At 56.3% G+C, this 24,742-nt stretch carries 25 protein-coding genes, 1 tRNA gene and 1 pseudogene; 14 read left to right on the top strand and 13 right to left on the bottom strand.

Annotation, left to right across the window (positions count from 1 at the left end):
* Positions 1-19 precede the first annotated feature (19 nt).
* On the bottom strand, positions 20-931 hold the full coding sequence (locus tag VK92_RS09435; protein ID WP_048025803.1) for an aldose epimerase family protein: 912 nt from the start codon (positions 929-931) through the stop codon (positions 20-22).
* A gap of 478 nt (positions 932-1,409) precedes the next feature.
* Between VK92_RS09435 and VK92_RS09430 the strand changes: the two genes are divergently transcribed.
* The 4 genes from VK92_RS09430 to VK92_RS39715 all read left to right on the top strand — a co-directional run bounded on the left by VK92_RS09430 (position 1,410) and on the right by VK92_RS39715 (position 5,382).
* Entirely contained in the window at positions 1,410-2,240 is an 831-nt protein-coding gene (locus VK92_RS09430; RefSeq protein WP_021157259.1) for an undecaprenyl-diphosphate phosphatase, read from the top strand.
* A gap of 181 nt (positions 2,241-2,421) precedes the next feature.
* Positions 2,422-2,498 (top strand) — tRNA-Arg (locus VK92_RS09425).
* A 252-nt stretch (positions 2,499-2,750) separates the two neighbouring features.
* Positions 2,751-3,521 (top strand): hypothetical protein, encoded by a 771-nt coding sequence (locus VK92_RS09420; protein WP_048025805.1) that lies wholly within the window; start codon positions 2,751-2,753, stop codon positions 3,519-3,521.
* A gap of 85 nt (positions 3,522-3,606) precedes the next feature.
* Complete coding sequence (locus tag VK92_RS39715; RefSeq protein WP_082160912.1) at positions 3,607-5,382, top strand: YfjI family protein; 1,776 nt, start codon at positions 3,607-3,609, stop codon at positions 5,380-5,382.
* Between the two features lie 1,081 nt (positions 5,383-6,463).
* On the opposite strand, the gene VK92_RS42850 is transcribed toward VK92_RS39715, so the two are convergent.
* Positions 6,464-6,655, bottom strand: a complete 192-nt coding sequence (locus VK92_RS42850; protein ID WP_082160913.1) for a hypothetical protein — start codon at positions 6,653-6,655, stop codon at positions 6,464-6,466.
* Positions 6,656-6,827: 172 nt separating this feature from the next.
* A complete protein-coding gene (locus tag VK92_RS39705; RefSeq protein ID WP_082160914.1) occupies positions 6,828-7,166 on the bottom strand; it encodes an H-NS histone family protein in 339 nt (112 codons plus the stop codon).
* Positions 7,167-7,329: 163 nt separating this feature from the next.
* On the opposite strand from VK92_RS39705, the gene VK92_RS09410 reads away from it, so the two are divergent.
* From VK92_RS09410 to VK92_RS42840, 4 genes are all read left to right on the top strand, one after another.
* Entirely contained in the window at positions 7,330-9,801 is a 2,472-nt protein-coding gene (locus VK92_RS09410) for a UvrD-helicase domain-containing protein (RefSeq protein WP_197092555.1), read from the top strand.
* A gap of 199 nt (positions 9,802-10,000) precedes the next feature.
* Positions 10,001-12,676: a hypothetical protein gene (locus tag VK92_RS09405; RefSeq protein ID WP_131723281.1), complete on the top strand. Its 2,676-nt coding sequence runs from the start codon at positions 10,001-10,003 to the stop codon at positions 12,674-12,676.
* A gap of 513 nt (positions 12,677-13,189) precedes the next feature.
* Complete coding sequence (locus VK92_RS42845) at positions 13,190-13,453, top strand: inovirus Gp2 family protein (protein ID WP_231600720.1); 264 nt, start codon at positions 13,190-13,192, stop codon at positions 13,451-13,453.
* A gap of 6 nt (positions 13,454-13,459) precedes the next feature.
* The gene (locus VK92_RS42840; protein WP_231600721.1) at positions 13,460-13,687 is read left to right on the top strand and encodes a hypothetical protein; all 228 of its coding nucleotides are present in this window, start codon (positions 13,460-13,462) and stop codon (positions 13,685-13,687) included.
* A gap of 53 nt (positions 13,688-13,740) precedes the next feature.
* Here VK92_RS42840 and VK92_RS09395 read toward each other — a convergent pair whose 3' ends face one another.
* From VK92_RS09395 to VK92_RS41615, 4 genes are all read right to left on the bottom strand, one after another.
* The gene (locus VK92_RS09395; protein WP_048025809.1) at positions 13,741-14,418 is read right to left on the bottom strand and encodes a hypothetical protein; all 678 of its coding nucleotides are present in this window, start codon (positions 14,416-14,418) and stop codon (positions 13,741-13,743) included.
* Between the two features lie 28 nt (positions 14,419-14,446).
* Entirely contained in the window at positions 14,447-14,773 is a 327-nt protein-coding gene (locus VK92_RS09390) for an H-NS histone family protein (protein WP_048025811.1), read from the bottom strand.
* A 94-nt stretch (positions 14,774-14,867) separates the two neighbouring features.
* Positions 14,868-15,458: a hypothetical protein gene (locus VK92_RS09385; protein WP_048028305.1), complete on the bottom strand. Its 591-nt coding sequence runs from the start codon at positions 15,456-15,458 to the stop codon at positions 14,868-14,870.
* Entirely contained in the window at positions 15,440-16,039 is a 600-nt protein-coding gene (locus tag VK92_RS41615) for a hypothetical protein (RefSeq protein ID WP_131723282.1), read from the bottom strand. The genes VK92_RS09385 and VK92_RS41615 overlap by 19 nt, the downstream gene beginning before the upstream one ends.
* Before the next feature lie 157 nt (positions 16,040-16,196).
* Between VK92_RS41615 and VK92_RS09380 the strand changes: the two genes are divergently transcribed.
* Positions 16,197-16,562 (top strand): hypothetical protein, encoded by a 366-nt coding sequence (locus VK92_RS09380; RefSeq protein ID WP_048025813.1) that lies wholly within the window; start codon positions 16,197-16,199, stop codon positions 16,560-16,562.
* A gap of 88 nt (positions 16,563-16,650) precedes the next feature.
* Here VK92_RS09380 and VK92_RS41610 read toward each other — a convergent pair whose 3' ends face one another.
* The 5 genes from VK92_RS41610 to VK92_RS09365 form a co-directional block, all read right to left on the bottom strand.
* Positions 16,651-17,082, bottom strand: coding sequence for a hypothetical protein (locus VK92_RS41610; RefSeq protein WP_131723283.1), 432 nt, complete (start codon positions 17,080-17,082; stop codon positions 16,651-16,653).
* Positions 17,083-17,085: 3 nt separating this feature from the next.
* Positions 17,086-17,736 (bottom strand): potassium channel family protein, encoded by a 651-nt coding sequence (locus tag VK92_RS39700; RefSeq protein WP_082160915.1) that lies wholly within the window; start codon positions 17,734-17,736, stop codon positions 17,086-17,088.
* A 574-nt stretch (positions 17,737-18,310) separates the two neighbouring features.
* Positions 18,311-18,661, bottom strand: a complete 351-nt coding sequence (locus tag VK92_RS09375) for a hypothetical protein (protein WP_048025941.1) — start codon at positions 18,659-18,661, stop codon at positions 18,311-18,313.
* 119 nt (positions 18,662-18,780) lie between these two features.
* On the bottom strand, positions 18,781-19,338 hold the full coding sequence (locus tag VK92_RS09370) for a DUF4339 domain-containing protein (RefSeq protein ID WP_053076313.1): 558 nt from the start codon (positions 19,336-19,338) through the stop codon (positions 18,781-18,783).
* A gap of 199 nt (positions 19,339-19,537) precedes the next feature.
* Entirely contained in the window at positions 19,538-21,301 is a 1,764-nt protein-coding gene (locus VK92_RS09365) for a hypothetical protein (protein ID WP_048025943.1), read from the bottom strand.
* A gap of 220 nt (positions 21,302-21,521) precedes the next feature.
* Between VK92_RS09365 and VK92_RS39695 the strand changes: the two genes are divergently transcribed.
* From VK92_RS39695 to VK92_RS09345, 5 genes and pseudogenes are all read left to right on the top strand, one after another.
* The gene (locus VK92_RS39695) at positions 21,522-21,851 is read left to right on the top strand and encodes a helix-turn-helix domain-containing protein (protein WP_048028306.1); all 330 of its coding nucleotides are present in this window, start codon (positions 21,522-21,524) and stop codon (positions 21,849-21,851) included.
* 82 nt (positions 21,852-21,933) lie between these two features.
* Positions 21,934-22,335 (top strand): annotated as a pseudogene (locus VK92_RS09360) (IS66 family transposase); the annotation flags it as partial.
* Between the two features lie 39 nt (positions 22,336-22,374).
* Positions 22,375-22,971, top strand: a complete 597-nt coding sequence (locus VK92_RS09355) for a plasmid pRiA4b ORF-3 family protein (protein WP_048025817.1) — start codon at positions 22,375-22,377, stop codon at positions 22,969-22,971.
* Positions 22,972-23,104: 133 nt separating this feature from the next.
* Positions 23,105-23,515 carry an ArsR/SmtB family transcription factor gene (locus VK92_RS09350; RefSeq protein WP_048025818.1) on the top strand — a complete coding sequence of 137 codons (411 nt, stop codon included), beginning with the start codon at positions 23,105-23,107 and terminating at the stop codon, positions 23,513-23,515.
* Positions 23,508-24,029 carry an SRPBCC family protein gene (locus VK92_RS09345; RefSeq protein ID WP_048025820.1) on the top strand — a complete coding sequence of 174 codons (522 nt, stop codon included), beginning with the start codon at positions 23,508-23,510 and terminating at the stop codon, positions 24,027-24,029. The genes VK92_RS09350 and VK92_RS09345 overlap by 8 nt, the downstream gene beginning before the upstream one ends.
* 282 nt (positions 24,030-24,311) lie before the next feature.
* Here the strand turns inward: VK92_RS09345 and VK92_RS38915 are convergent, their stop codons facing one another.
* Positions 24,312-24,647 (bottom strand): hypothetical protein, encoded by a 336-nt coding sequence (locus VK92_RS38915; RefSeq protein ID WP_053076314.1) that lies wholly within the window; start codon positions 24,645-24,647, stop codon positions 24,312-24,314.
* Positions 24,648-24,742: the final 95 nt, after the last annotated feature.

The raw sequence follows: 24,742 nt of genomic DNA, 5'->3' as shown, positions 1-24,742 counted from the left end.
AGGCTTCTCGTCCCATGTCTCAGCCGGCGAGCGGGAGGACGCGAATCCGCAGCGTGGCCGTTTCGGTCGCGCCCGGCGCGAGCATGCGCAGCCCGAGGCCGTTGTGGATCGCATCCGGCAGGCCGAGCCACGGTTCGACGCAATAGAAGTCGGAATCCGGCTTTTCGGTCCAGGTCGTGACCGCGTACCACGGGATCGAGCCCGGCACGTCGAGCGCGATCTCGATCGTGCGGCGCCGGCCCGGCATCACGATGCGCACCGGCGTGGCCGGCACGCCGTCGAGGCAGTGGAAGCGGTCGAGGATCTCCGGGTTGTCGAGGCGATAGCGCGCTTCGCCCGGCTCGGGCGGGCTGATCGAACCGTCCGGCTGCTGCGCGCGGCGATGCGTGGGCGGCAGTTCGAGCGTGGTTTCCGCGCGTTCGCCGTGCGGCAGCGCGAAATAGAAATGGTGACCGGCGTAGTAGGGCAGCGGTGTGTCGCCGCGATTGGTCGTCGTCAGCGCGACTTCGAGCGTGTGCGAGTCGGCCAGCCGGTAGGTCGTTTCGAACCGGAAGTCGAACGGGTAGTTCGCGCGCAGTGCGTCGGTCGCGTCGAGCGTCATCGACAACGCGGCGCCGTCGGCCGACGGGTGCGCGGCGAACGGCAGGTCGCGCGCGAAACCGTGCATCGGCAGGTCGCGCACCACGCCGGCGGCGTCGCGCCAGCGGCCGAGCTCGCCGTCGACGCGGTGACGGCCGAGGAACGGGAACAGCAGCGGGTTGCCGCCGCGCACGCGCGCGAGGTTGCTCCAGTCGGCCGTTTCCGGCCAGAAGATGACCGGTTCGCCATCGACATCCCATGACAGCAGGCGGCCGCCGAATTGCGGAGCGACCCGGACGAGCGACGGGCCGGCGTGAAGTTCGTGAATGTCGTGTTGCTGGAAGGTCGGCATGGCGAATCGGGTTGGGCGGGTGAACGGGAACGGCGCGCTCCATTATCGGGCCGTGGCGGCTTGGGGAAAACCCTTCTCGGGAAATCGCGAGTTTTTAAGACCGTCAACGGTCGGGATAATGCCTCTAAACCGGTGAGGTTGCCGGGTCATGACACTTCGTGGAGGGGGCCATGGATCTGGCAATGGCAATGGGACTCGCACTGTTCGGCATGTTCACGGGCAGCACGGTATTATTTTTCTATCAGCTCGGCCGCTGACGGCAATTCCTGCCGAAAGCGAAAGGCCCGCCATGCAAATGGCGGGCTTTTTGCTTTCTGGGCGCTTACAGGTTGCAAGCGTTTGTGTGCATTGCCGCAATATCCCGCCAAATGCCTTGGCGCAGTAATCCGGGCTCGGCATAATCGGGGCGCGTTTTTTCGGACGCGCATCGCGTCGTCCGCTTCTCTTCCCGCTCAATCTTCATTAAAAGGACCGACGCGTGAGTCTCTGGTTTCTGGTATTCCTGAGCGTCCTGCAGGGCGTCACCGAACTCTTTCCCGTCAGCAGCCTTGGCCATACGCTGCTCGTGCCGGCGCTGTTCGGCATGCACATCGACAAGCACGCGCCGCAACTGCTGCCGTTCCTCGTTGCGCTGCACCTCGGCACCGCGCTGGCGCTGCTGTGGTATTTCCGCGCGCGCTGGATCGCGCTGATCGGCGGCTTCTTCGCGCAGCTCGGCGGCCGCAAGAACGACGACGGGCACCTGATGTGGGCGCTCATCATCGGTACGATCCCGACCGGCATCGTCGGGCTGCTTCTCGAGAAGCGCATCGAACGCGTGTTCCACGACCTGCGGATCGTCGCGATCGCGCTGATCGTGAACGGCGTGCTGCTGTGGCTCGGCGATCGCATCCAGCGTAGCCGCGCGCATCAGGCGCCCGAAAAGATGACGTTCAAGCAGGCGTTCTTCGTGGGTCTCGCGCAGATCGGCGCGCTGATTCCGGGCTTCTCGCGCAGCGGGCTGACGATGATCGCCGGCAATGCGGCGGGCCTGACGGCGGAGAAGGCCGCGGAATTCTCGTTCCTGCTCGGTACGCCGATCATCTTCGCGGCGGGCGTGCTCGAACTGCCGAAGCTGTTCCATGCGCGCGACCAGCTCGCCGATGCGCTGCTCGGCGGCGTGCTGACGGCGATCGCCGCGTACCTGAGCGTGCGGTTCCTGATGCGTTATTTCGAGGGGCGCGGCCGGCTGGCTTCGTTCGGCGTGTATTGCGTGATCGCCGGTGTGTTCTGCCTCGGCTGGTTCATGCTGCACCCGCAGCCGGTTTGAGGCTGCGTTGGCCGGTCTCGCATGATGTGACGCGATGATCGGGTATAATTTCGGGCTCGGCTTCATGCCGGGCCCGTTTTGTTTCGGGGCTTCGAGTATGGTTTGTGGGTTTGCCGGTTTTGCCGGTGCTCGAAGTCTTGCGTCAGATGCGGCTCGTGCAGGCCGTGTCTTTTCTCCCCGACCGCCCTTAGCTCAGCTGGATAGAGCAACGGCCTTCTAAGCCGTAGGTCACACGTTCGAATCGTGTAGGGCGGGCCAATACAATCAACGGGTTAGCTTGCGTTTCGAATCCTATGCCCGCTTATCAAGAAATTCATGTAGGCGCCGTGTAGGTGTTCGCGGCCTACGCAAATCGCGGTCAATCCACTTCAGAATGGCCCTCCTGATGGCGCGCAGTAAGGCCGAGGGGCAGGGCAGCCATCGTGTGTCCGTTCCGCTTCAGGTGTGGCACGATACGACGCTCGGGCAGGCCAGATCGGCCGGCGGTGCTATAACGGAGCGGGGGGAAGAGTGACGCACCAGAAGACGCCACAGGAAATCATTGAATTCAGCGCGAAGCTACACGAGACACTGCGCGGCTATCTCGATATGGCGAATTGGACGCCGGTGATGGCGGCGTTGCTGCTATCCGGCATTCAGCCGCAAGGTGACAGTGCCGAGCTTCCGAAAAGTGGTGGTGTCAGCCTGGATGGCACCGAGATTGTTGGCTTCGGGATCGGCCAGTATCACGAAGCTCGAACAATCTTGAAGCAGTGGAAAGACTGGTGCGAAGATCGCGGACGCGATTCCGAGATCGGAATGAAACCCATCGAGTTCATCGACTGGTGCGTCGAGGACGAGATTAAAGAGCGGTTTGCTGTCCACCATCGCTTCCAGTGGATCGACATATTCAAAGATATGGTTGGCTACCCGAGCGGTCATTTGCCGTTCGAGGTGGCTCTATATGCTGCGAAGACGGCCCAGCCGCTTGAGTTGATCCTGGAGAGGCTTAACGAGATTGATCGTCGTGCGATTAAAGCGGCGCGCCGTGGCTCAATTGCCGTAGTGCCTATAGCGTCTAGTGTCGGGGACGCACAGGTTGTAATCAATCCCCTTCGTCAACACCTGACTACTGAAGAGCTTGCAGCTGCACTCGGCGTTCAGCCGCAGACGATCTACAAACGTCATTCGGAAGACGGCCACTATCGTGGTGTCGCGCCAGCCAAGCAGGCAAATAGATCCCTTGCTTGGCCGCTCGACTCGGTTGACCGCATCCTGAAAGGAACCGTGTCGGACAAGTAATCGCTCTTTCGTGTTGGTCCCCATCTTTACTCAGAGCGCTAGTCCGTGACAGCGGCCCAGTGCATGCGTATGTTGGGAATATGTGATGACGCTCGGCGACAATCAAATGATTTTCCCGGCGAACAGGACGGATTACGGATCTGCGGAAATATCAAGAATGTCAACGTTTCTTACTGCACGCGAGAATCAAGGGGACGATGCCCTTTCGTTTCCTGACTACAAAGTTGCCACGGATTTTCCTTTGGACGCGCTACCGGAGAGTATTCGGGCTGCCGTAATAGAAATCTGTCGGAGAGACAAGCTCGCTGCCCCTATTGCGGTCCAAGCGACACTTGCGGCTGTATCGGTTGCTTGTCAAGATCTTGTGCTGGTTGATCGAGGTTTCGGTGAAACATCCGTTTGCTCGCTTTTCATGCTCGTGGTGGCTGACTCTGGTGCGCGCAAAACGCGTGCCGACAGGGCTGTTACACCAACTATAGAAGCCTACGATAGACGAGCGAAAGTAGAGTACGGGCGGCAGAAGTCAGCCTACGAAATAGAGCTAAAGAATCGGCAGGATATGGAGCGCGGGCTTCAGCGAACGCTGATGACTCTCATTCGAAAGACTCGCAGTACTTCCGAAGACAAAGCTGCGGACGTAGAGGCACGTCTCGCACAGGTCGAGGAAGAGCTTGGCGAGTTGCGTTCGAGGCCGTTTCAAAATCCTAAGCCGAGGTTTCGTCGCATGCTCTATTCCGCCATCTCGATACGTGAGATCGAGCGTGGATTGTGTGAGAATTGGCCGGCAGCAGGACTAGTTAGCAACGAGGCGGCTGACTTTCTGAATGCGCGAAGTGATTCCGATATGGCGCGGCTTGACCGAATTTGGGATGGACAGGGAATAGATGTAGTCGGGCGAACGCCGCGAGATACATTTTCAGTGAGTGATCCTCGTCTAACGATGTCGCTAATGATCCAACCATCGGTATTTGACAGTTTTCTCGAGAAGAAAGGCGAGCGCGCAAAGACGATCGGATTCATTCCTCGGATGCTAATCGCTCGGCCAGAGACGATATATGGAACGCGCACAATTGACAGCACGGAGCAGCGTTCGACCGTATGGATTGACAGGTTCAATAGCCGGATACAAGAGCTTCTCGATGCTGGGAATTTTGATATCGCGGCACGTGCTCGGAACAGAGTATGCCTGCGGTTTTCGCCTGCTGCTCAGCTTCGATGGGAAAGAGAGCATGATGAAAAAGAGCGCGGAATGGCGGACGGTGGTAAGTACGTCTATGAACGAGAATTTGTCAATCGATATTCTGAGCATGTTGCTAGACTCGCCGCGCTTTTTCATTTCTTCGCCAGTGCGCGCGTGACTCATACCGATTCAGATGACATGCGAATCGATATTGCCATGGAGATAGGTGAGCAAACACTTGTTGATGCAATTAAGGTTGCCAACTGGTATTTGGACGAATTTTCAAGGATATTCAATCCTGATAAATCGATCAAGGAAGCTGCGAAGTACGTCTACAAAAAGTTGCTGGATCGCGTCGCGGCGGCTAATGGTGGCCGAGTTCCTGAACGCGCGACAACTGGTGATGCGAATATAAGAATTCGTTCGAACGAACTTCGCGAGTTTTGTCATCGATTCGGTCTGAAAAATAATCCAACTTATTACGATACGGTACTCGCGTGGCTGAACGAGAGAAGCATAGTTCGTAGAAGATCGGAAAAAGTCGGATCCTCAACGAAAGGGACGGAATTTGTATTGCTTGATCTGTCCCCTCCTGGTCATGGATACCGGCTTATGGACGACGGTAGCTTGGAGGAATTTCTTCCATTTTTGAAGCAGGCTCAAGCACACCGAAGTCCTTAATTTCAATGTGGCGCCGCACACGTTATCACGACGACTCCTCCCGTGCTAAGAAGCGGTCGAAATGACCCGCAACATCGATTCCCCCCCCGACTTTGCATAGGTAAAAATTACCTAATGCCGATGCTTATCGTTGCCTGATGTGAGTAGGCGTGACTCGTGTTGTCGATCTAAGTGCCTTGTTCGTCCCTTTTCATCGTGCGCCATCCGGAAGATCTGTGCGCACGTCTCTCAAAATAGAAGAAACCGTTCATGCTCCAATCGCTTTTTCGCCTTTTATAGGGCGAAAAAGTGGCTTGTGGCTGCGCGACCACGATCGGTTGTATTGTCAAAAGCGCGGCGTACGCACCCGTATGCAGCCATATGACGAGCCCACGGCACCTTTATCGATGCGCTCGGTGCAGTGTCTTGCGACGCTACCTGGATGGAATGGATGGAAGATTGTGGTGAGCGCGTTGATGCTTGGGCGGCGCATCATTCCGCACGGTGGGGCGTTTTGATTTTTTGATTGAACTACCAGTGATGAGCAGGCGCCCGGCGCGCATGATACAAACTTGACTACAGGTTCCCCTTCGGGGAAATCACATAGTACGCAACAAATTGCTTTCGTTCGAACGATAGGGCTTTAGCCCGATAGTTTGCACGGAAGCAATTTGTTTATCGAACATGGGGTTTTGTATAAAAATTTATTGCATTGCTTATGGTTTGAACCAACCCCGTTCTCCGAGACGAGCGAAGCAACGTCGAGGCTAATTAGCGGAGCTTATGCTGCTAAGCATAAGCGTAGCGTTACCCTTTTATCGGTGACCCTCAAAGGTCACCGACTAATTTTATTAAGCGGAACGAGGACTCCTCGTGGAGCGTCAACTTATCGAGTCCCTGCGAAGGGACGAGATCTAACTTTGAAATAGCGAAGTGTCCAATGCGCCTTGTGGGCGCTAAGGACACGCAGCGTAGTTCTCAACTCGAAGTGGTCGAGTCGACCACGAGACTGATCTTTAAAAATCAGTAGTCTATCTACCCTATGTCCGACAGGACAATCGAATGCCATCCTCTACAGCGCGCATCATGGCAATCTCCAGCCTCAAAGCAACCGAAGATTACGAACCTTTCCGATCTGAGGTGATCGTTGAAGAATCAGGTTCGTGACGTACTCGGGAAGCAGTACAGGGGGAATGTTTGCTGGAACGTCATCGATGAGCTGAGACGGCACTCGTACGATGAAGTCGTCAGGCGCATCGGTTAGGCTATGTTCGTATGTGACACGCACTTGCATGGAAACTGTTCGGTAGCTTTGGGAAGTCGATTTTATCGGAATAATTGGGCTGGTGCGTAATAGAGTTGGAAAAGATGGCTCGTGAGTGTTGCAACGCTACTTTAGATAAAAGATCTAAGTAGCGTGCGCACCGAGAAAATAGCGAGAAGGGGCATCCCTTCTCGTCGACTCTTCAGTTTTGGATCAAGAATTGGTCGCGATTAGCTGCATCTCGGATCCAGGCCGGAGGTTTTCCCTTGCCCGTCCAAGTCGCTCCAGTATCGGGATCCCGGTATTTGGGCTTGCCAGGAGTTGCTTTCTGAGATTTGGATGACGATGCCTTACTGCCCTTGGTTGCTTTGGGGAAGGCCAGTTCTTGGGGTGAGATGCTGTACTTGGCTATGAGTTCATTGATTTGACCGATGATGCTTGCCTTCTCTCGGGCGAGTTGCTCGTCGGCGGCTTTTCGGAGCTCTTTGAGTTTCTGCTCGAGCTCGGCTATTTCTGCGGCAATGTTTTCGCTTGTCGTCATCTGTATTGACTATCCGCTGTTGTGTGTAAAGGATGATGTGACATTGTAGAGAATATATCTGCTTGTGTGAAACGTCAAAATCAATCTGTCACATCTTCGCTGCGTATGTCAGAATAGACCAAGCCGTGATACTGAACAACGAACCTCTACGTAAGGCGTCATCTTGTCCGAAGCTGATCAGAGTGAATTCTTTTCGTCGGTGCCACTTGCTTCCAGCAAACACCAACCTTTCCGAGTACGACTCGTTGCATCGTTGCTCTCGCGAGCGTTGACGCGCCTTGGAGTGTTGCATGATCCTTCATTTGAACAGGGGCATGTAGCTGGCTATGCGAAGGGGAAGAAGGCAGGCGAGAAGGCTGGGCATAAGGCCGGATATGCGGAAGGGTTGGAAGAGGGTAAGCAGGTTTTGGAAGTCGTCGATCGGCGCAGTAAGGAATTTGCAAGACCAGGCATTGACAACAATCTGTTCGACAGCTGGTCACTTCCGATCGATGAATCGCTCCGACAGCGCGTAATAGCAGATGTCCAAGCGAAGCTGCCGGACTACAAGCAACCTACCGACGATCAATGGCGAATGATCTTCAGTACAACGCCTTCAACCTGTGTTGTGGCAGGGGCAGGCTCCGGGAAATCGACGACACTGGTGCTCCGCATATTGCTACTGCATCACTATCTCGGATTCGAGTTGTCGTCGCTTACCGTCGTGACATTTACGAACATGTCGCGCTGGGACTTCGTTGCGAAGCTGATCGAGACGTTTGCGCTTTGGGGTATCGACTTATCTTTCAAAGAGGCGAAAGACGTTGTTTGTACCTTTCATTCAAAGATTCTGACCTTCGTTCGAGGCTTGCCTGGGTACGCGAAGGTGAGTGCATTTGAGTTCGTCAAGAAGCGGGATAGTGTCGACGATGGCGAGGACGAAGATCGACTGCCGTTCGAAACTCGCCTGAACAGTCTGCAACAGGAGCTTTTGAACGAGACCTTCACCAAGCTGTACGCTGACAACGAAGCATTTCGTGCACTCGTCCAGATCTTGTACAGGCGCTCGTTGATCCTTCCGCCGGTTGAGCATGATGAGGAGGTGAAGAAAAAGCTTCGGCTGATCAAGAATGCTTCGGAGAATGACGTTGCCGTGATGGACGCAGTTGAAGCCGAATGGCGAAGCGCTGGCAAATGGCCGATCGCTGGCGTTACTGAGTGCCGCGAAGTCATCAAGGTCCAAGGGCGCACGTTTCACGTTCACGGCAGAATCACCGCTCTCGATATGCCCGTGATACTGATGCCTGACAAACTTCCAGGTTCGGCGTTCAGCAGGCCGGGAAGCAAATATCGACTGGGGCAGGAAGTGGGGCTCAAGCAAACAATCTTCCGTGCTTGCTGCGACGTGCCTGTTGTCTGGCTTACTGAGCCAAACGCGACGGATGGTCTGCTGAGATGGTTGGCCGACGGCGCGAGTGCGCCTCCGGGATTCGAGTACCAAATTGCAGGCGAAATCAGGCCCGAGTCGCTGTTGCAGTGTTTTTTCTCGGCGGCGTCGTTCATTGAAAACCTAGGGCTTGACGTGCCTGCGACCGTCGGTCAGATGAAATTCACTTCGTCTGATCCGGATCGTTTGTTCTTCGAGGCTTTGGCGATTTTCTGGCCGGCATTCGAAAGTCACCTGGATGCTCAGCAGCCGAAAATCATGACGTTCAATCGCATGTTCGCGCTGTTCGGAGAGCACTCACCAGCCAATTTGCGCCTTGTGCCAGATCCGGTGTTGCGCACGATGTCGCACCTGATGGTCGATGAGTTCCAGGACATCTCACCGCAGATCGTGTCATGGGTTCGGGCCGTGTTGACTGAGATTCGACGTCGTGGCGCGGCGCTAAATGCTGGGCGCAACGCGATGCACAGCTCCTTGCTTTGTGTGGGAGACGACTGGCAATCGATCTATAGCTGGCGGGGCAGCTCACCAAAGTATTTCCTCGAGTTTGAGGGCGAATTCGAATCGCCTGCCACGACGCAGGTGATGCTGAGCGAGAATTTTCGCAGCCACCAGTATGTTATCGATGCGGCCGAGCACATCGTTAGATCGGCGCCGGCGATTCCTGGTAAGAAGGCTCGATCCGCAGGCACTGCGGCGGCGGATCCTGTTCCGGTGGTGGTGCTTGATCGAGACGATGCGGCCCTCGCGGAGCGTGTCCGCGAGCTATATGCTAGGGGGGACTCTGTCATGGTTCTTTTTCGGCGAGGCGACGACGGAGAGGCGATGAAGCAATTGCTGGCCGACTTGATCAAAGTCGACAAGCGTCTTCCTGAAAAGAAGCAGCGTCTGAAGCTGCTTACCTACCATCGCTCGAAGGGGTTGGAGGCAGACGCGGTATTTCTAATTGGTGACTGTGTCCACATGACGGACTCACCGTACAAGAATCAGGCATATATCGCGGCAGGGCTGGGTGCCGACAACGACATTACGCCGTTCGACACAGCCCAGCGCCATGAGATTCTCCGGCTTGCCTACGTTGCTATCACGCGGGCAGCCCGCCAGTGTTTTTGGTTCATAGGCGCTCCCACCGGAGCTCAGGGGCGGCCGCGTGCGTCAGCGTACATCCCCACTGACAGGCCGTATTTCCGAGACGAGCGCAAGCGATAGCGGTGCAGCGTGGTTCGACTAGGCGCCCTTTTCTCGCGTCGTGCTGGTTCCACGGCGTCAATATGCGCAGGCAAACCTTGTAAAATTTCTCGTGAAGGCTTCCGCATGAGAGTGAATTTGCGCAGGCCTTGTGCTTGAAATCGTTTTCGTATGCACGCGTAGCCAATGTGTGACTCTGCCGCAGATGCGAGTCGTTTGCATGCAAAGCTGGAACTACTGCTCCGGATACATGAAGCCCACTGAATTTCATACCCTGTCTTCCTTGCTTGAGAGAAAGGTATCGCCGGATCCGGAGGCTGGTCTGGAGTGTGCCGCCGATGCGTGCTTGGTCTCAAGTCGGTATGACGAAGCGCTGTCCGGGTATTGCCAGCTCGACCTCACGATTGTGCGTATCGCCACGAAGATGGCGTACTGCGAGTGGCTGGTGGGGAGCTATGACGAAGCACGAACCCGTCTCGTTGAACTCGGGGACTATCTTGAGGACGACGGTATTGGTCTGCTGTCTCTTTTGATCGTCGTCGATGCGGACTACACGCGGCGGCGTGCTGATATGGAAGCGGTTTGGCCGAGGTTGCAGGCGGTGATCGTTGCTGACGCGGTACCGTTGATTGCTGCTGTCGCCCGGAGCCAAGGATTCTGGCCGGCCGATTCTGAGGACAGGGAGCCGCGCCGACAAGATGTTGAGCGCCTCCTTGAGCTCCACCCAGCCAATCAGTTTATTCGTCTCGCAGTCCTGCTTGAGAGGCAGATTGAAGGCGCCGATTCAGCCGAGCAATACGCGTTGCTCAAAGAGGGAATGAATCAGGCCTCCGCGCCTCGTTATCTGTGGGAAGCAGCAAAGGTCGCGGCGAATGTCGGGCAACCGGTGGAAGCGCTTGAGTACCTGAACCAGCTCGAGGCGCGCGAACGCAGAAGCCTTAATCCGGCGCGCAACCTTCTTTTTCAGATCGAGCTTGCGCGATGCATTATCGCGACCGTAGAGAATGTACCCGACCCGATGTCGGGATTCGATCGCTTACTTGCTGACGCTACGTTAGGCGGTGAATATCGAGTGACCGCGCATCTCGCTGCGCTGGAGGCTGCTTGCCGCATTGCTCCGGAGCGTCTGAGCGAGCTGGGTGATCATTATCTGGAGGCGCGGCTGGCGAAAGGCTACGGGCTCGGCTTCGAGGCGTACGATCTCTCAAACGACACGATGCCTGTCGAAGGAGCAGGGTGGGATACGTGGGCACACTCCTGGTCATGCGGAGATGTGCGTCCGCTTCTCACTATGCTTGGTACCGCGTCGCAGGGGCGAGCCAGCCTTTTCTTTCGGGCCTGTTATGCAAACCTGAAAATCGACGAGCAGACCGATGAGGGTGTCGAGGTCACAGATCTTCCGACTCCCTTTTGGGATGGCCTCGCCGATGTTCTTGGTGATATCGCGGGCCATGAAGTGGAATTCAGCGGACGACTGTTGTCGCTGCACACAGCCATTCGTGCACATCGCGCGGACCCTGACTGGATTGAGATTGGGCAGCACTGGATCGCTTCTGAATGGGCTGCCAAGCATGACAAGTATGCCGTGACTCACGGGACGCTGACAGCTGATCTGGCTTGCCGTGAAGCCGAATCGACGCAGCGCTTTGCGGCCGGCATCATAGCTTGGCTCAAAAGTAACCCGGTTCCCGCGCCGAGCGGCTACGACATTGTTGAAGGGGTCCTCGACGAACTTCGTTCGAGAGAGGTTCGCGCCGAGTTCTTCCAGTTGATCGAGATTGTCTCGCAGGGCGACGATCGCCCCGACGTCCAGTTCGATCTCGGACTAGGTGCTCAGTGGATGAAAAACGATGCGACGGCGCGTATCGCGTATCAGCGAACCCTGGCCAATCAGCCTGCAAATGGCTCCGCGATCTTTAACGCGCTTCTGCTTTGCAGATCATCCGCTGACGCACAATTTTTGGAGAAAATCGCTGGCTTCGTTGAAAATTTTCCAACCAGTGCGTCGGGGCGCAAGACAGAGCTTGAAAGTGCACTCGGAAGCGCTCGGAAGCGATGCGAAGACGTGGACTCAGCCAAACGGCGGATGATTAGCGCGGAACTGTCGCGCTATCCTGCGCTCGTGGAGCGTCGCATTGAGCCAGCCGACATCTCCCTGCGTTCGGCCGTAGCGTTGCTTGCGCTCTTTCGATGCGCGAACGCCGAACCAGGCGACGATGATCTTCAGCCATTCAAGGAAAGTGCGATCCCGTTCGCACCGGTCTTAAGTTGTCGCCGTATTCTGTTCGAGCTTCTGGAAACCGGCCTCGTCACGGTCCATCCGAAAACCAGCATTGACGCGTTCGCTTTCAAGGATGGTGAGCTGACAGGATGGCGTTTCGAAAGCATCAGGTGGCAACTCTCACCATCGTGCGAGTTTCTTGTTGATCGCCTGCGCTCCTTGTCCGGCTCGATTCCAGAGGCGTGGCGCGGAGAGGTTCAGCAGTTCGCACTTGAAATCGCTCGTGGCGAAGTTCTCGAGTACCTCAACTTTCTCGCAGAAGAGCGTGGGTGGCCTGAGCCACGGGACACAGAGGACGTGGCGGACCTAACCCGTGCGTTGGTCAATGAGCTACCGGTTGCCAAGGCTTTCCATATGGCTTATCTAGGTGCGATGTCTGCCAGTGACTACAAGCAGAAGTATCCGGTCAGTGGTCAACAGGCGTCCGATATGCTCGTAAAGCGTGCCGGGCAGCGATTGGAATCTGTGCGTGCCGGCCGGTTTCCAGCCAGAGAATTTGAAAGGCCCTGGAAAGTGGCTCGCTCGGCCGTCAGTTTTGCGCTGTGGGGGACGATCCTCGACATGGGTGACGATGGGTTCACGCGACTTTTTCGAGACGTGGCTGGCGAGCTCTGACGCGGTCCCAGGGGGGGCGGCGCGCTGGTAGGAGTCGCGGTTAGCGATGAGCCGATTACTCGCGCCAACGGGGCGTCATAGAGGTTGGCGCATTTGGCGGGGCGGTTGTTTTTGAGTTATTGCGGATTTTTTGTAGTTGCGGCGATAGAGTCTATTTGAGCAAGGAATGAAGTGAAGGACGAAATGTAGTGTTCGGGTAGGTGGCTTCCATATTCAGGGTAAACTCTACTCGTCGAAATTGAAATAATCGTCTTACATTTACTGCGTAGTAAAAATAACCATCTTCTAGAAGAGGTGTTGATGACTACGGGTAAAAAAGACGCGTCGTTGGCGAGTAAGCAGCTTGCCAACAAGAAAAGCACGCCTGCTCAGAAGTCTGTCGCAGGCTCCGATCTAGCTCAGGCCAAAAAACCACCGGCACCTAAGTCGAAACCGAAGGGGAAGTAGGTATTGCTGGAAACCAGACCCGCTTCGGCGGGTTTTCGGTGTTTGGCTCGTCGGTACAACACGCTGATGTCCAGTATCAAGAACTATGTGTGGGTGATCGAGCAAAGGGAAGTGGCAGGCTTGCATTTGCATGTGATCCTGTTCTACTCGGCAGTGCACAATCACAACGAACACGTTGCGAAGCAGATCGGTGAGTACTGGGCCAATGTCGTGACGGAAGGCAACGGCGACTACTGGAACAGCAATGAGAAGTGGCGGAAGAGATACGACGAGAAGCGTGGCCATGGCGTTGGCGTAGGCCAGATCGACTGGAACGACTCGAAGAAGTGAGACGCGTTGCGTAAGAACCTGACGTATCTCGCCAAATCGGAGCAGTACCTGATGATCAAGGGTGCCGAACGTATCCGTACGTTCGACATGGGCCAAGTGCCGAAGAAGGCCAAGGCGGGACGTCCGCGTGCCGAGGCTGGAATGAACGAGACGAGTAACGACTCGTCCGTTGATGTACTACCCGATGAGATGGATGTAAATGCAACCGACTCGGACGCGTCTCAGAGTGATTAAACCGGTTAGAACGAATCCGCGACGCGTTAGGCTAGTCAACCTTGTCATGGTCGTCAGCGGGCTTTAATCGTCTCCTGACGACTACTCGATTGCACGGACTGAGATCGTGTGCCGACTTGCGAGTCGATCACAATTGCCTTGGTGTGCTTGTCTTGATGTAAGACGAGTTTCTCTGCGCGATCTATGCGAACTGCTGACCTCAACGAAAGCCAAGCATACGGAATGAACATGATGAATGTGAGACCAAAGGCTGCCAGCATATCGATCGGTCGCTTGAACAGCAACTGCGAAAGAATGAGTGGGGAAGTGGCCATAAATGACAGAGTTGCGTACGCGGTGCCATACGCGTATTTTCGTATCCGTCGAGTCCACGGTCTTTTGTACTTTTCCTTGAAGTCAATTTGTAAGTCGCCGTGTTGTGGGAAATGATCAAGATAAGCTCTGCCAAGGACGTAGTCCTTTAGCGCGCGATGTGCTCCCTTAAGCGATAGCAAATATTCGATCTCATCTGCGCTAAGACGTGTATCGCCGGCAATTGCTTGATATCCCTTCTCTCGCAGGTAGGGATGCATGTCGCCATCGGCGGATTTGTCGGTGAAAAATTCTCGCGCGAATCTGTACTCATCCCGCATCCGCCCTCGGTTGCCTGTTTGCAATTCATACAGCAACTTCGCCATACCAGCCAGACCGATGAGGAATGTACCGATCTTTACGAAAATATCGATGTCCATATTAGCATTCCGGATGTGTTGCTTTCGATTAGTGTTTTTCAGGCCACCAAGGTTTGGGCGCATCACGAATCAGGTAGTCGTCGAGATTCTTGCCGACGAGCCACTTAGGACGCTGGCCTTTGCCGGACCAGGACTGCCCACTGTTTGGGTCGTAGTACTTGGCTGGAGTCTTCTTGGGTTTGGCCTTGATGAAGCCGGCTGCGCGCAGCAGTTCGGTCTCCGTGATGCCATATTCCTTGACGTCGTCGGCGATCTGTTTGAGTTTGGCTTGCTTCTCCTGATGCTTGGTCTCTTCAACGAGCAGGTTCAACTGACCGAGCTGCTTTTGCAACTCGCGAATGCTAGGGTTGTTCATATTACGATGGCTTGAGTGATGAGCTGCCAGTTGGAGTCACGCTGGGCAGCCAAGATCGCTTAGTAGCTTGGTGGGTTTGCTCGGTGATAAGCCTTCAAGTAATTCGAAGTTCGATATAACTGCCGAAGGTTATGTCGTCCTTGAACAGATTGTTGAGCGGGCCTTTAGCTTCGAGGCGGTCCAGCGAGTGAGAGTGCAATGATGCTCTTGCTCGTTCGGGGTGCATGCAGTCCCAGAGTATCGTCAACGCAAAACGGTCTTCTCCGGCGATTGTTTCACCCCGAAAGGATTTCCCGGACGACGAACTCAAGTCGAGAACAAACTTCTCACGAACCTTGGGCATGGCACGTAGCTTTTGAAACGTCTCTGCCGTTGGAGTGAAATCGGTTTGCGTAACGGGAGGCTCGTCAGGGTATAGCTCGTCTATGGTCTTGCCAGGGTAGGATGATTGACCATGCTGGTGGAGTTGCACACGGATGTGTTGACCGGCTTGTAGTGTTGTGTCGGCGATCCATGTGAGGTACGTAGACGGGACGATTCGTGGATAGCTGCCGCCCGAGACGTTCAGAGATGCAATGGCTTCGTCGATGAGCGTTCCACCAATTCTGGCCGTAAGCATGCTGAGTCCCTCCGTGCCGACCATCACAGCGGTATCGTCGTCGACAATTATTTCAAGTGCGGGCATGTTTCTGTCGGAACCGTTGGGGGGTAGCGGTAAGTTGACAGAATCGTATCGCCGGAGCCATCTCGTTCAAGATTGATACTCGATCCGATCGGCGGAATCGCTTCTTGGTTGGCGACGGAGGCAACCGCAAGCGTGCCGTCGTCGAGTTGGATCGCAATGTGTTCTTCGGCGCTCATCAGGAGGGTAGCATGGACTTGCTCCCCCTCGAGCGGCTTGAACCACTGTGCGCCGGTGCTGCGCTCGTCCATCCAGTCCCATATACGTTGCCAGCCGGCGACAGATCGTCGTTCGGCGGCTGCTCGATTCCTCTCTCTTTCTATTGCGTCATCAATTACATCGCGAGCGGGGAGAAATGGTGTCGAGATGGTTCCGTGGGCTTGCCCGCTTTTGTAGGAGATCTTGAGGGTATCACCTTTAATTTGTGCGAAACCTGAAACGCTTGGGAGATCGATGAGTGACCCTGACGGCGTGAATGGTCGAAGGTTTCTGATTCGTAGCGCGTCCAACTCGGTCACCATGATTGTGGTTGTCCAAGTTTCATCTTCATCGCGTAGTGCAATTACTACCTTGAGGTCTTCCATCCAACGGTTCCACTAACAATCGGGTTGCAAATTCAAGGATGTGGCGAGCTGAGATTTCGGGGCGGAGTGAAATATTCCCACTACCTATCGCGACTAGGCTGAATTCAGTCGTGAAATCCAGGTAGAATCGTAGCACCGAAACGTCCGGAATTTACACATGAGCGAGCCGAGCATTGTGCCAATATCTGCCGACACGGAAAAGAAGAACGGCGAGCCGTTAAGTAAGATCGACTTGGTAAATGCTTTACAGGTCTTCGCTCCGGCAGCCGAACGTCTGGCCGAGGCAACAGCCGAGAAAGCAAAAATTGAGGCTGACAACAAGGTCGAGCTGGCGAAGGTTGCCGCAGAGGAATCGAGTTCCAAACGGAAAGATGAGAGCCGCGAGCTCTTTGTTAGTGCACTTTTCGGGGCTGTTTTGGTCGGCGCATTCTTGTACTTTCCGGAAACTCGGGGTAGTGCATTGCCGCTGGCGACAGCCGTGATCGGATTCATTAGCGGTCGACTTACTCGGGCGCGTGCCTGAGGGGGCGCGAAATCCATCTGGTCAGCACAGGTAACGCTGCTGACCAGTTGTGGGCTTTCTTCTCGAAATTAATTTTCACCATGCGACGTCAAATCGAATTTCGGATGTTCGCGATCATTGTGCGGAGTTTGGGAAGTTCCACTACGTTCGGATTGAGCGCGAACGCGCCGCCCGCGACGATCATGCAAGCCATGAGAAGTAGAGGGATACCCTCGAGTAAAATTGAGAGGGGATTTTGGCGATAAATGTCTACAACGCGAATATCCTCTTTTTCGTTTAATTTCTCACTCGCATAAGCAGCGAATCGACGTGGGTTGTCAGATATGTTGCGGACTATCGATCTAGCAAGTAAATGCGCTTGATCTATAGAGTCGGGCGTCAAGTCGCCTTGTCCCGGTATATCTTTGTACCCGGCTACGTATAGCGCACGAAGCAAGTAAAGGAAATACGAAAGATCTCCTAGCGGAATCGCTGCGCCATCGGTATCAATCTTTGCGGTTATTTGGGAAGTTGAAAACATACGTTACTCCTGATTCTTATTTGATGTTCCGGCCAGCGCAAGGGTTGTGTACACAGTAAAGCATACAAGTGCAAGAGTAAGGCTGCAAAAAATCTGTAAAATTACAAGTAATTGGGATGTCCAGTGCTGTGGATAATAATCGCCATAACCGACCGTCGTCATTGTGACGGCACTAAAATATATCGCCTCGACGATATTTTTGAATTCATGGCTAAAGAAGGTGTTTGGGGCCAAATAGTAAATCACCCCAAAACCAATCATTATCTCAAGGTAGCTGTTTAGAGCGAGACGCAGCCGATCTCCAAATCCGAGATTGCTCGACGAGCGTCGGCCATTTAGTTTTTCTGTGGCGTCGAGTAAAAAAGAAGTGAATATTTCGATCGCGCGCGAAGTGATGATGTAACCAATAAGGGCGGCACTTACGAGGCGTATGAATTTGAGCTGTTCCAGATTGTGTCGATTGGCGCCGAGTAAAATCCCGTATGAGATGGCCAGTGCTACGGATGTGAGGAGATAGTAGTGATTGTATCTTTTAATCCCTTCTGTCAAGAGTTTTCCCGTGCTGTCTTCGGCAAGCTTGATTCTTTTGTTTCGTTCTGCGATTTTGTATGTGGGAGAAATAATCCAAAATAGATTTCGGTAGATTTTTTCCATGATTGCTCGTTATGGACTGTGTTTGTGTGCTAGGGTCAGCGCCGGTCCCCGCCACGACAAGGAAAGGTTAAGAGTGTAGTGAGATAACGGCAAACGGGGCGAATCCTTGAGACAAGGTAGTGGACTAGACGAGGCTTGCGACGAGTGCCCGCGTTTCCGATGTGAGGCGACCAGGTATCGCGAACGGTACAAGTAGCAATGAAAGAGGATCAATCACACGTTGCGAAATAGTGCTGGAGTCACTGTAATTCAGCGCGACGGTAACACGATGCGAATTCGCGGTGCTACGGCGTCTGTCGGAATCTCGGTAATCGACGCTTTTTTTGATCCCGAGCACGAAACATTTATACGGACAGCTGACGGAATCGAGCGGAATGTTGATTGGGTGCGTTGGTTGCTGGAAACCGAGTAGTACTAGTCGGTTTGCCAGGGCACAAGTCCGGGGATGCACTCAGCGCGGTGGTCTGTAAGTGCTTCGGCGGCTTGTCGTTCGCATGACGATCGTTCGATTGAAAAAAAGAAAGTCAGCATAATGGAGCGTGTCTGCCGGCACGCTCCATCGTTTATTGGGTCGTCAGTTGCAGTTTCGCAACTCTTGGAAATCGAAGTCCGACAGTTTCGCCCAGCCGATGACTTTGCCGGCGACGCTGTCCGGATTCGGCAGATCGTAGTTCGGCACGGTGACGAGCTTCACGAAGCCGCCGGGCGATTCAGCCTTGACGGTGAAGGCTGCGAACGCGGTTAGCGTGCGTTTCGGTGCAGTTGCATTTGGCGCGTCGCGCACATAGATCGGATGCTTGAAGACGAGGTTGCCATTGGCTCCGACCTTGGTTTTCGGGTACACACATTGACCGACGTTGTTTGCTGCGTGCGCGGACAGCGAGAGGATGAGGGTGGCCGAAAGGGCCGCAAGCGATTTTTTCATGACGTAGCTCATCGAGGGAGGGGCGGCTGTTTTTGTTGGCGCAGCCGTCCGGGTTATGCGCCTGTTCGAAGCGCGAGAAATGGGATTGGGGTGTGAGCCTGTTGCGGCTCAGGAGCCGATCAGGCCGCTTCGAGCAGAGAGATCACGAAGAGCACAACCCATGTCCAGAAATAGGCCGGTGATTGATGCAGCGATTTGGCTCGCTTCCAGAGGTAGACCGGCACGACGGACACGAGCCTGCCGAACTGGGACGTATCGACACCTGCCCGCTTCAGTCGCCGTTCGTCAAACCAGCTCAAGCCGACGTTCAGCAGCAGCGTTATCCACCAGTACTGACCGGATTTGACGGCGAGCTCGCCGGCAAGCCCGGCTATATCCTCGGTTGGTGCGAGTGCGCCGGCGAGCATGGCTTGCAGCATGAGGCCGATGATGGGCGCGAGTGCCAGAATCCAGACGATGGCGTTGCTGATTTTCGCGGTCGGCAACACCGGGGGCATGGAGGAAGTTTCGAGGTGGGCGGCAAGGTCGGTATCTGCCAACGTGTGCCAGTCGACCAAACCTCTTTTCCAGACGAGCGTGCTGAGGGTGATGACGCGCTCCTGGATGAGGCGACGCATCTCATCATCGGAGACAGGACCGAGACGCCGACCGTCTTTTTCATAGTGCCAGGTATTCACGGGCGATACTCCTTGTAGGGGAAAGAGAACGAAGGGGCAGATGCCAGCCGCGTCGTTGAGCGGAACGAGGTGCGTTGTTCACTAACGCGGCGAGCGGAATAAAAAAGCCGACCGGCGAACCGATCGGCAAAGAGGGTCCCGGCGATCCGAGGGGGTAAGTGCCAGAACCCAGGCCAAAGTTGTGAGATGCTGAAATCGGTTATCGAGCGGCGATCGCCGCGTTGAGCGCGGCCATGAGCGAAGCGGGCAGGCCGTTCGCGAATTGAAGCGATGACTCCGTGTACGTCGACGGGTACAGCCAGCCCACCTGCAAACGGCCGGCACGCAGCGCGAGGATCAGCTTGGCACCCTGAACGAGCGGCTTCATCCGGCCGTTGTTAGCTGCCAGTGCCGAGAGGTCGGCCTGCGTGAAGTCAAAGATCAGCACATTGGGATTGTCGGCATAGACCGACCAAACGCCCGGCTTGCCATCGACCGTTGCATGATGATCCGCAGACAACTGAATGGAGCCCAATCCGACATTCAGCGCGGCAAGCTCCACGCCGATCGCTTGCTGAATCGAGGTGTAGGTCGTGTTCGAATTGCCGGCGGTCATGACGATCGTGCTGCCGTCCATGTAGGCGGGAACCCCACCGCAGACCACACCGCTCTGTACGACGGCGCTGTCGCACATCGGAACGGACACGGGGAGTACGACACGGTCAGCCGCATAGGTCTGGATGCCGAGGTACGCTGTCGTGCCGCTCGGGAACGCCGTACCGGTCAGTTGCGATGCGTGCACGAAGTCGATGAAACCCGGCACAACCGGTGCGGCGAGCGACAGCGGCTTACCGGACAGATCAACCGACCGCGATTCATACGTGAACCCGATACCCGACGCCGGGTCGGTGCCGGAGAGCGTCGTGCCGATGCGCGAAAGCGGCTGCGGGGCAAGTCGCTGAGTCTCCGAAATGAGACCCGACCAAGTTCCATCTGCCTTCAGCACGTACTCGCCAGCCAGCCCGTTATATTTGCCGCCGTTGTAGGCGCCGAGGCCGACACTGGTCCACGTGTTGCTTCCGACCGGCAGATTTTCCTGTTGAACGACTTGCAGTGCGCCGTTGAGGATCTGGCGCGCATCGCGAACCAAAGCCTGATTCGTCGAGCCCGGTGTCGGGTTGTAGCCTCCGAAGAACGAAATCAGATAGTCCACGAAGCTGTAGGTCGGCGTGGAAAGCACGAGTGATGCATCTGCAACCTGATAGACCGCCTTACTAGCCTGGGCGGCGAGATCGTCCTGCGTCACCGATGCGACGCTTCCCTTCGCGATCATCGCATTCAGGGCATTGCGCACGGTTGCCGAATCGAGGGTGCCATTCGTTGCGAATGCTCCGAGCTTATCGACGATCTGGGTTGCGAGCGATTGTGTTGCCGCGTCCTTGTTGGCGAGATAGTCGGCGTTGGGATCGATCTGACCGCCGAGCAACCCTTGGACGGCGGCAATCGCCTGCGCTCTACTCAAGCCGGTCTGCATTTGGGCGGAAACGAGAGTCGTGAGCGGGCTGACGACCTGTGATGACGTCGGTTGGACAGTCTGCGACAGCGTAAAGGCGGCCGGGAACTGGAATCCCGCCGGACGAGACTGGTCCTTGGTCGTCGGCGTGACCTGGACGAGTAGTTTTTTTCCGGCTGCGTCGCCGCTATACGGAATCGAGAACTGGCCGGTCCCGTCGGTGACCGCAGTTGGCTCCCCCGAATCACAAACCCCGTTGTTGTTCAGGTCCAGGCAGACCGTCGCACCGATCAGGTAACCGTCGATGGCTTTGCCGGTAACCACCGGTGCTGGCGTTGTCGGCGTGCCTCCGCCTCCGGCTGACGGCTGACTGGGGCCAGAATCACCGCCCCCGCCGCAGGCGGCGAGCGCTGCCGTGATGGACAGACCGAGAATGTGTTTGCTGAACCCCGTGTATTTGTTGGCTTTCATTGTTTTCTCCATTGAGCGTGCTGGTCCCGCACGGATGGGTGTCAAGCTGCGTAGTGTTTACTCGACAAATCAAGGCACAACCTTCCCTGGGACGAAACCGAGTCGGATCGGGAGGACACCCGTGGCCGTCGAGTAGGCCACGAAATGTAGATTATATTCGACTATAATTGAAGAGTTTACAGCGTCGTGAATCAGTCGACGGGCGGGCATTCTGCACGCCATGGCTACTAGGCGCACCATCTCCCCCGCTGCACGACCCGCCCCGATCTCGATTGCCCTGGGCAAACGGATCAAGGAGTGTCGGCATGCGGCTGAAAAATCTCAGGAAACCCTTGCGTTCGAGTCGCACGTTGACCGCACGTACATCTCGTCGATCGAACGTGGTATCGCCAACCCTTCCGTCGAGACGCTGGCGAACATTTGCTATTCGCTGAACGTGACGTTGGCGGAACTGTTCGCGCCGCTGAACGGCGTGTCACTGAAGCCGACCGGCGAGCGCCGCGCGAACGCGGCGACGCCACCTGAGATCAAGCGCCAACGGTTGCGATGATCAAGACAGGTAGTCCGTGGTTCGTCGTGGGGCAAGTCCCGAGCCGCGATTAGAAACGATAGGTCGCTTATCGGCCAGAAACCGACATCGCGCCAGGCCCTTGCTCGATCAACTCCATGCGTGGCTGAGCGCCACACTGGAGACGCTCTCGCGCAAATCCGACACGAGTCGGGCGATCCTCTACGCGCTGAATCGGTGGGAAGCGCTCACGCGCTACTGCGACGACGGGCATCTCGAAATCGATAACCTGCCGGTCGAGCGCGCGTTGCGCGGAGTGGCTATCGGGCGCCGAAACTACCTGTTCGCCGGCGCGGACTCAGGTGGGGAGCGTGCTGCCGCGATCTACAGCCTGATCGGGACGGCCAAGCTCAACGGCATCGATCCCGAGGCGTATCTGCGCGCCGTGCTTGCGCGCATTGCAGACCATCCGATCAACCAGGTCGAAGGCCTGCTGCCCTGGAAAATGACCACCTCGGCATCGTAAGGCGATAATGCCGCTGGCTTCCCGTTCCCCGGAGATCAGATGGCAAAATCGTTCCAGCGCTTTACCCTGCACGTGCAGCTTCAACACATCGAGCCGCCCATCTGGCGCCGGATCGAGGTCGAAGGAACCGAGTCACTGCGCAAGCTGCACCATATCCTGCAGGCGGCCTTCGGCTGGGAAGACTCCCACCTGCACGACTTCCTGGTCGACGGCATGACCTACGCCATGTTCGAGGTCGATGACGTGCTGGACTTCGCTGATCCGGGCACGACCGCCGATGACCGCAAGGTTCGACTGCAGAAGGTTCTGAAACCTGGCTCACGCTTCCTCTACCGGTACGACTTCGGGGACGGGTGGGATCACGCCATCGTCGTTGAGAAAGTGGAAATCGTTGAAAGCGAACCGTGGGGCGCGGCCCAGGTCATCGATGGTGCTCGCGCGTGCCCGCCAGAAGATGTGGGCGGCCCGCCTGGCTACGACGCGTTCCTGAACACGCTATCTAACGATCCGAATAGCGAAGAGGCAGAACATTACCGAAACTGGGTTGGCCCCGGCTTCGATGCCGATCGGTTCGATCTGCGTGCTGCCAATGCCACGCTGCTGCGCATGGCATCCAATCGTTGGGGAAACCGGTAACTCACGCCGTCAAGACGGTATCGGTCCCACGCTTACCGAGCCACAGCATACCCAACAGGTGATAGCCGATTGACACGGGAAAACAGTCCGCCTATAGTTCGCCAATTGGCTAATTAACCAATTGGGAAAATAATTGGAATCGGACCATCTGAGTGCCACCTTCGCCGCGTTGGCCGACCCGACGCGACGAGCCATCCTTGCGAGGCTGGCCAAAGGCGAAGCGACGGTAGGTGATTTGGCCGAGCCGTTCGACTTGAGCCCGCCGGCGATCAGCAAACACCTACGTGTTCTCGCACATGCAGGACTAATCAAGCAGGGACGAGACCGTCAGTTTCGTCCTTGTCGCATCGTGCCTGAGCCGCTAAAGGAGGCGGCCGACTGGGCGCTGCAATACCGCGCCCTGTGGGAACAGCGCCTCGATCAACTCGACAGCTACTTGCGGCAGTTGCAGCAGGCGCCGGTCAAGGACGCACACCACGAACCCGAGGCGAAGACCTCCAAAGTTTCTTCAACCCGAACCAGGAAGCCCCGCAACCATGACTGACAAAGTGTCTGCACCCTTCATCATCGAGCGCCGCTTCTCCGCGCCGCGCGAACTTGTGTACGCCGCGTTGACTGAAGCCAAGCATCTAGCCGCGTGGATGAGCCCTCCGGGAATGGAAATGTCCCACTGCACTGTGGATGCGCGTGTCGGCGGCGTCTTTCACTACGCAATGAAGCCGAGCGGCGTACCAGACGCCCCAGCGATGTGGGGCAAGTGGACATTCCGAGAATTGACTCCTCCGGAGCGTATTGTGGTTATAGTGCAGTTCAGCGACGCCGATGGCGGCGTGACGCGGCACCCGATGGCCGCCGAGTGGCCCCTGTATACGCTATCAACCACCACGCTCAGCGAAGTCGACGGAGGCACATTGATGCACCTTGAGTGGCGAGCGCTGGACGCCAGCGAAACCGAGGAAGCCATCTTCGACGCGTCGCACGCTAGCATGTCTCAAGGTTGGGGCGGAACAATGGACGTGCTCGACAAATACCTCGCGCAACAACAAGCCGCGCGCTGAGCCGAGAGACAAACAAGAAGCGCATTTTAGGTGCGCTTCTTCCGTTTGTGGTGATGAAAGAGCATTCCTGTCATCCTGTAATCAACGGTTGCCGCAACCGCAGCCGTCCCGCTAGCTCGCGTTCGTAGGTGCTGGCCGAACGGATGACCGAAATACGTTCATGATGAGCCGGTGCGGCCAAGAAGCATCTGAGGACCGCTCCGGGTCGGCAACCGTCGGCCGCATCCGTCAGTTGGCGGCCATCTACGGTCGCTCGTTCACGCTCTTGGACGGATTTTCGTATCAGCTGGCAATGAGCTTCGCGGTGTAGCCGTCGCCCTGAATGTCGCTGCGCATCCGTTGCGCCTCGGTGCCGGGGCGTTCGGCGAGCCGATTGATCTGGCTCGCTGCCTGCTCGTCGAAGACTGCTATCGGGTCCAGAATACTTGACGCTCGATGCAGGCAAATCCATTCCGTCCGGTCGGCCGCATCGGGGTCGGTTTCGCTTATCCAGTTCGTCCCGCAAGATTGACAACGGTACGCCTGAACGAGCACCGGTGTGCGGCCGAGCGGCCGCAGCTTTCGCGGCCTGCGCAGCGCCAGAAGCCCAACGTGCGGCGCCGAGGTATCGCTGAGCATCTGATTACAAGCTTCGCAGCACATTTCTGTCAGGTAGCGACGGAAGGGTTTTTAACTATAGCAGCCCAGTGCGGGAGGGGGGGCGGCGAAGAATA

The organism is Burkholderia sp. LK4 (assembly GCF_001043615.1).
In the GTDB taxonomy this organism is placed as follows: domain Bacteria; phylum Pseudomonadota; class Gammaproteobacteria; order Burkholderiales; family Burkholderiaceae; genus Burkholderia; species Burkholderia cepacia.
Note: the sequence above shows the minus strand (reverse complement) of the source record. Positions and strands in the feature narration are given on the sequence as shown.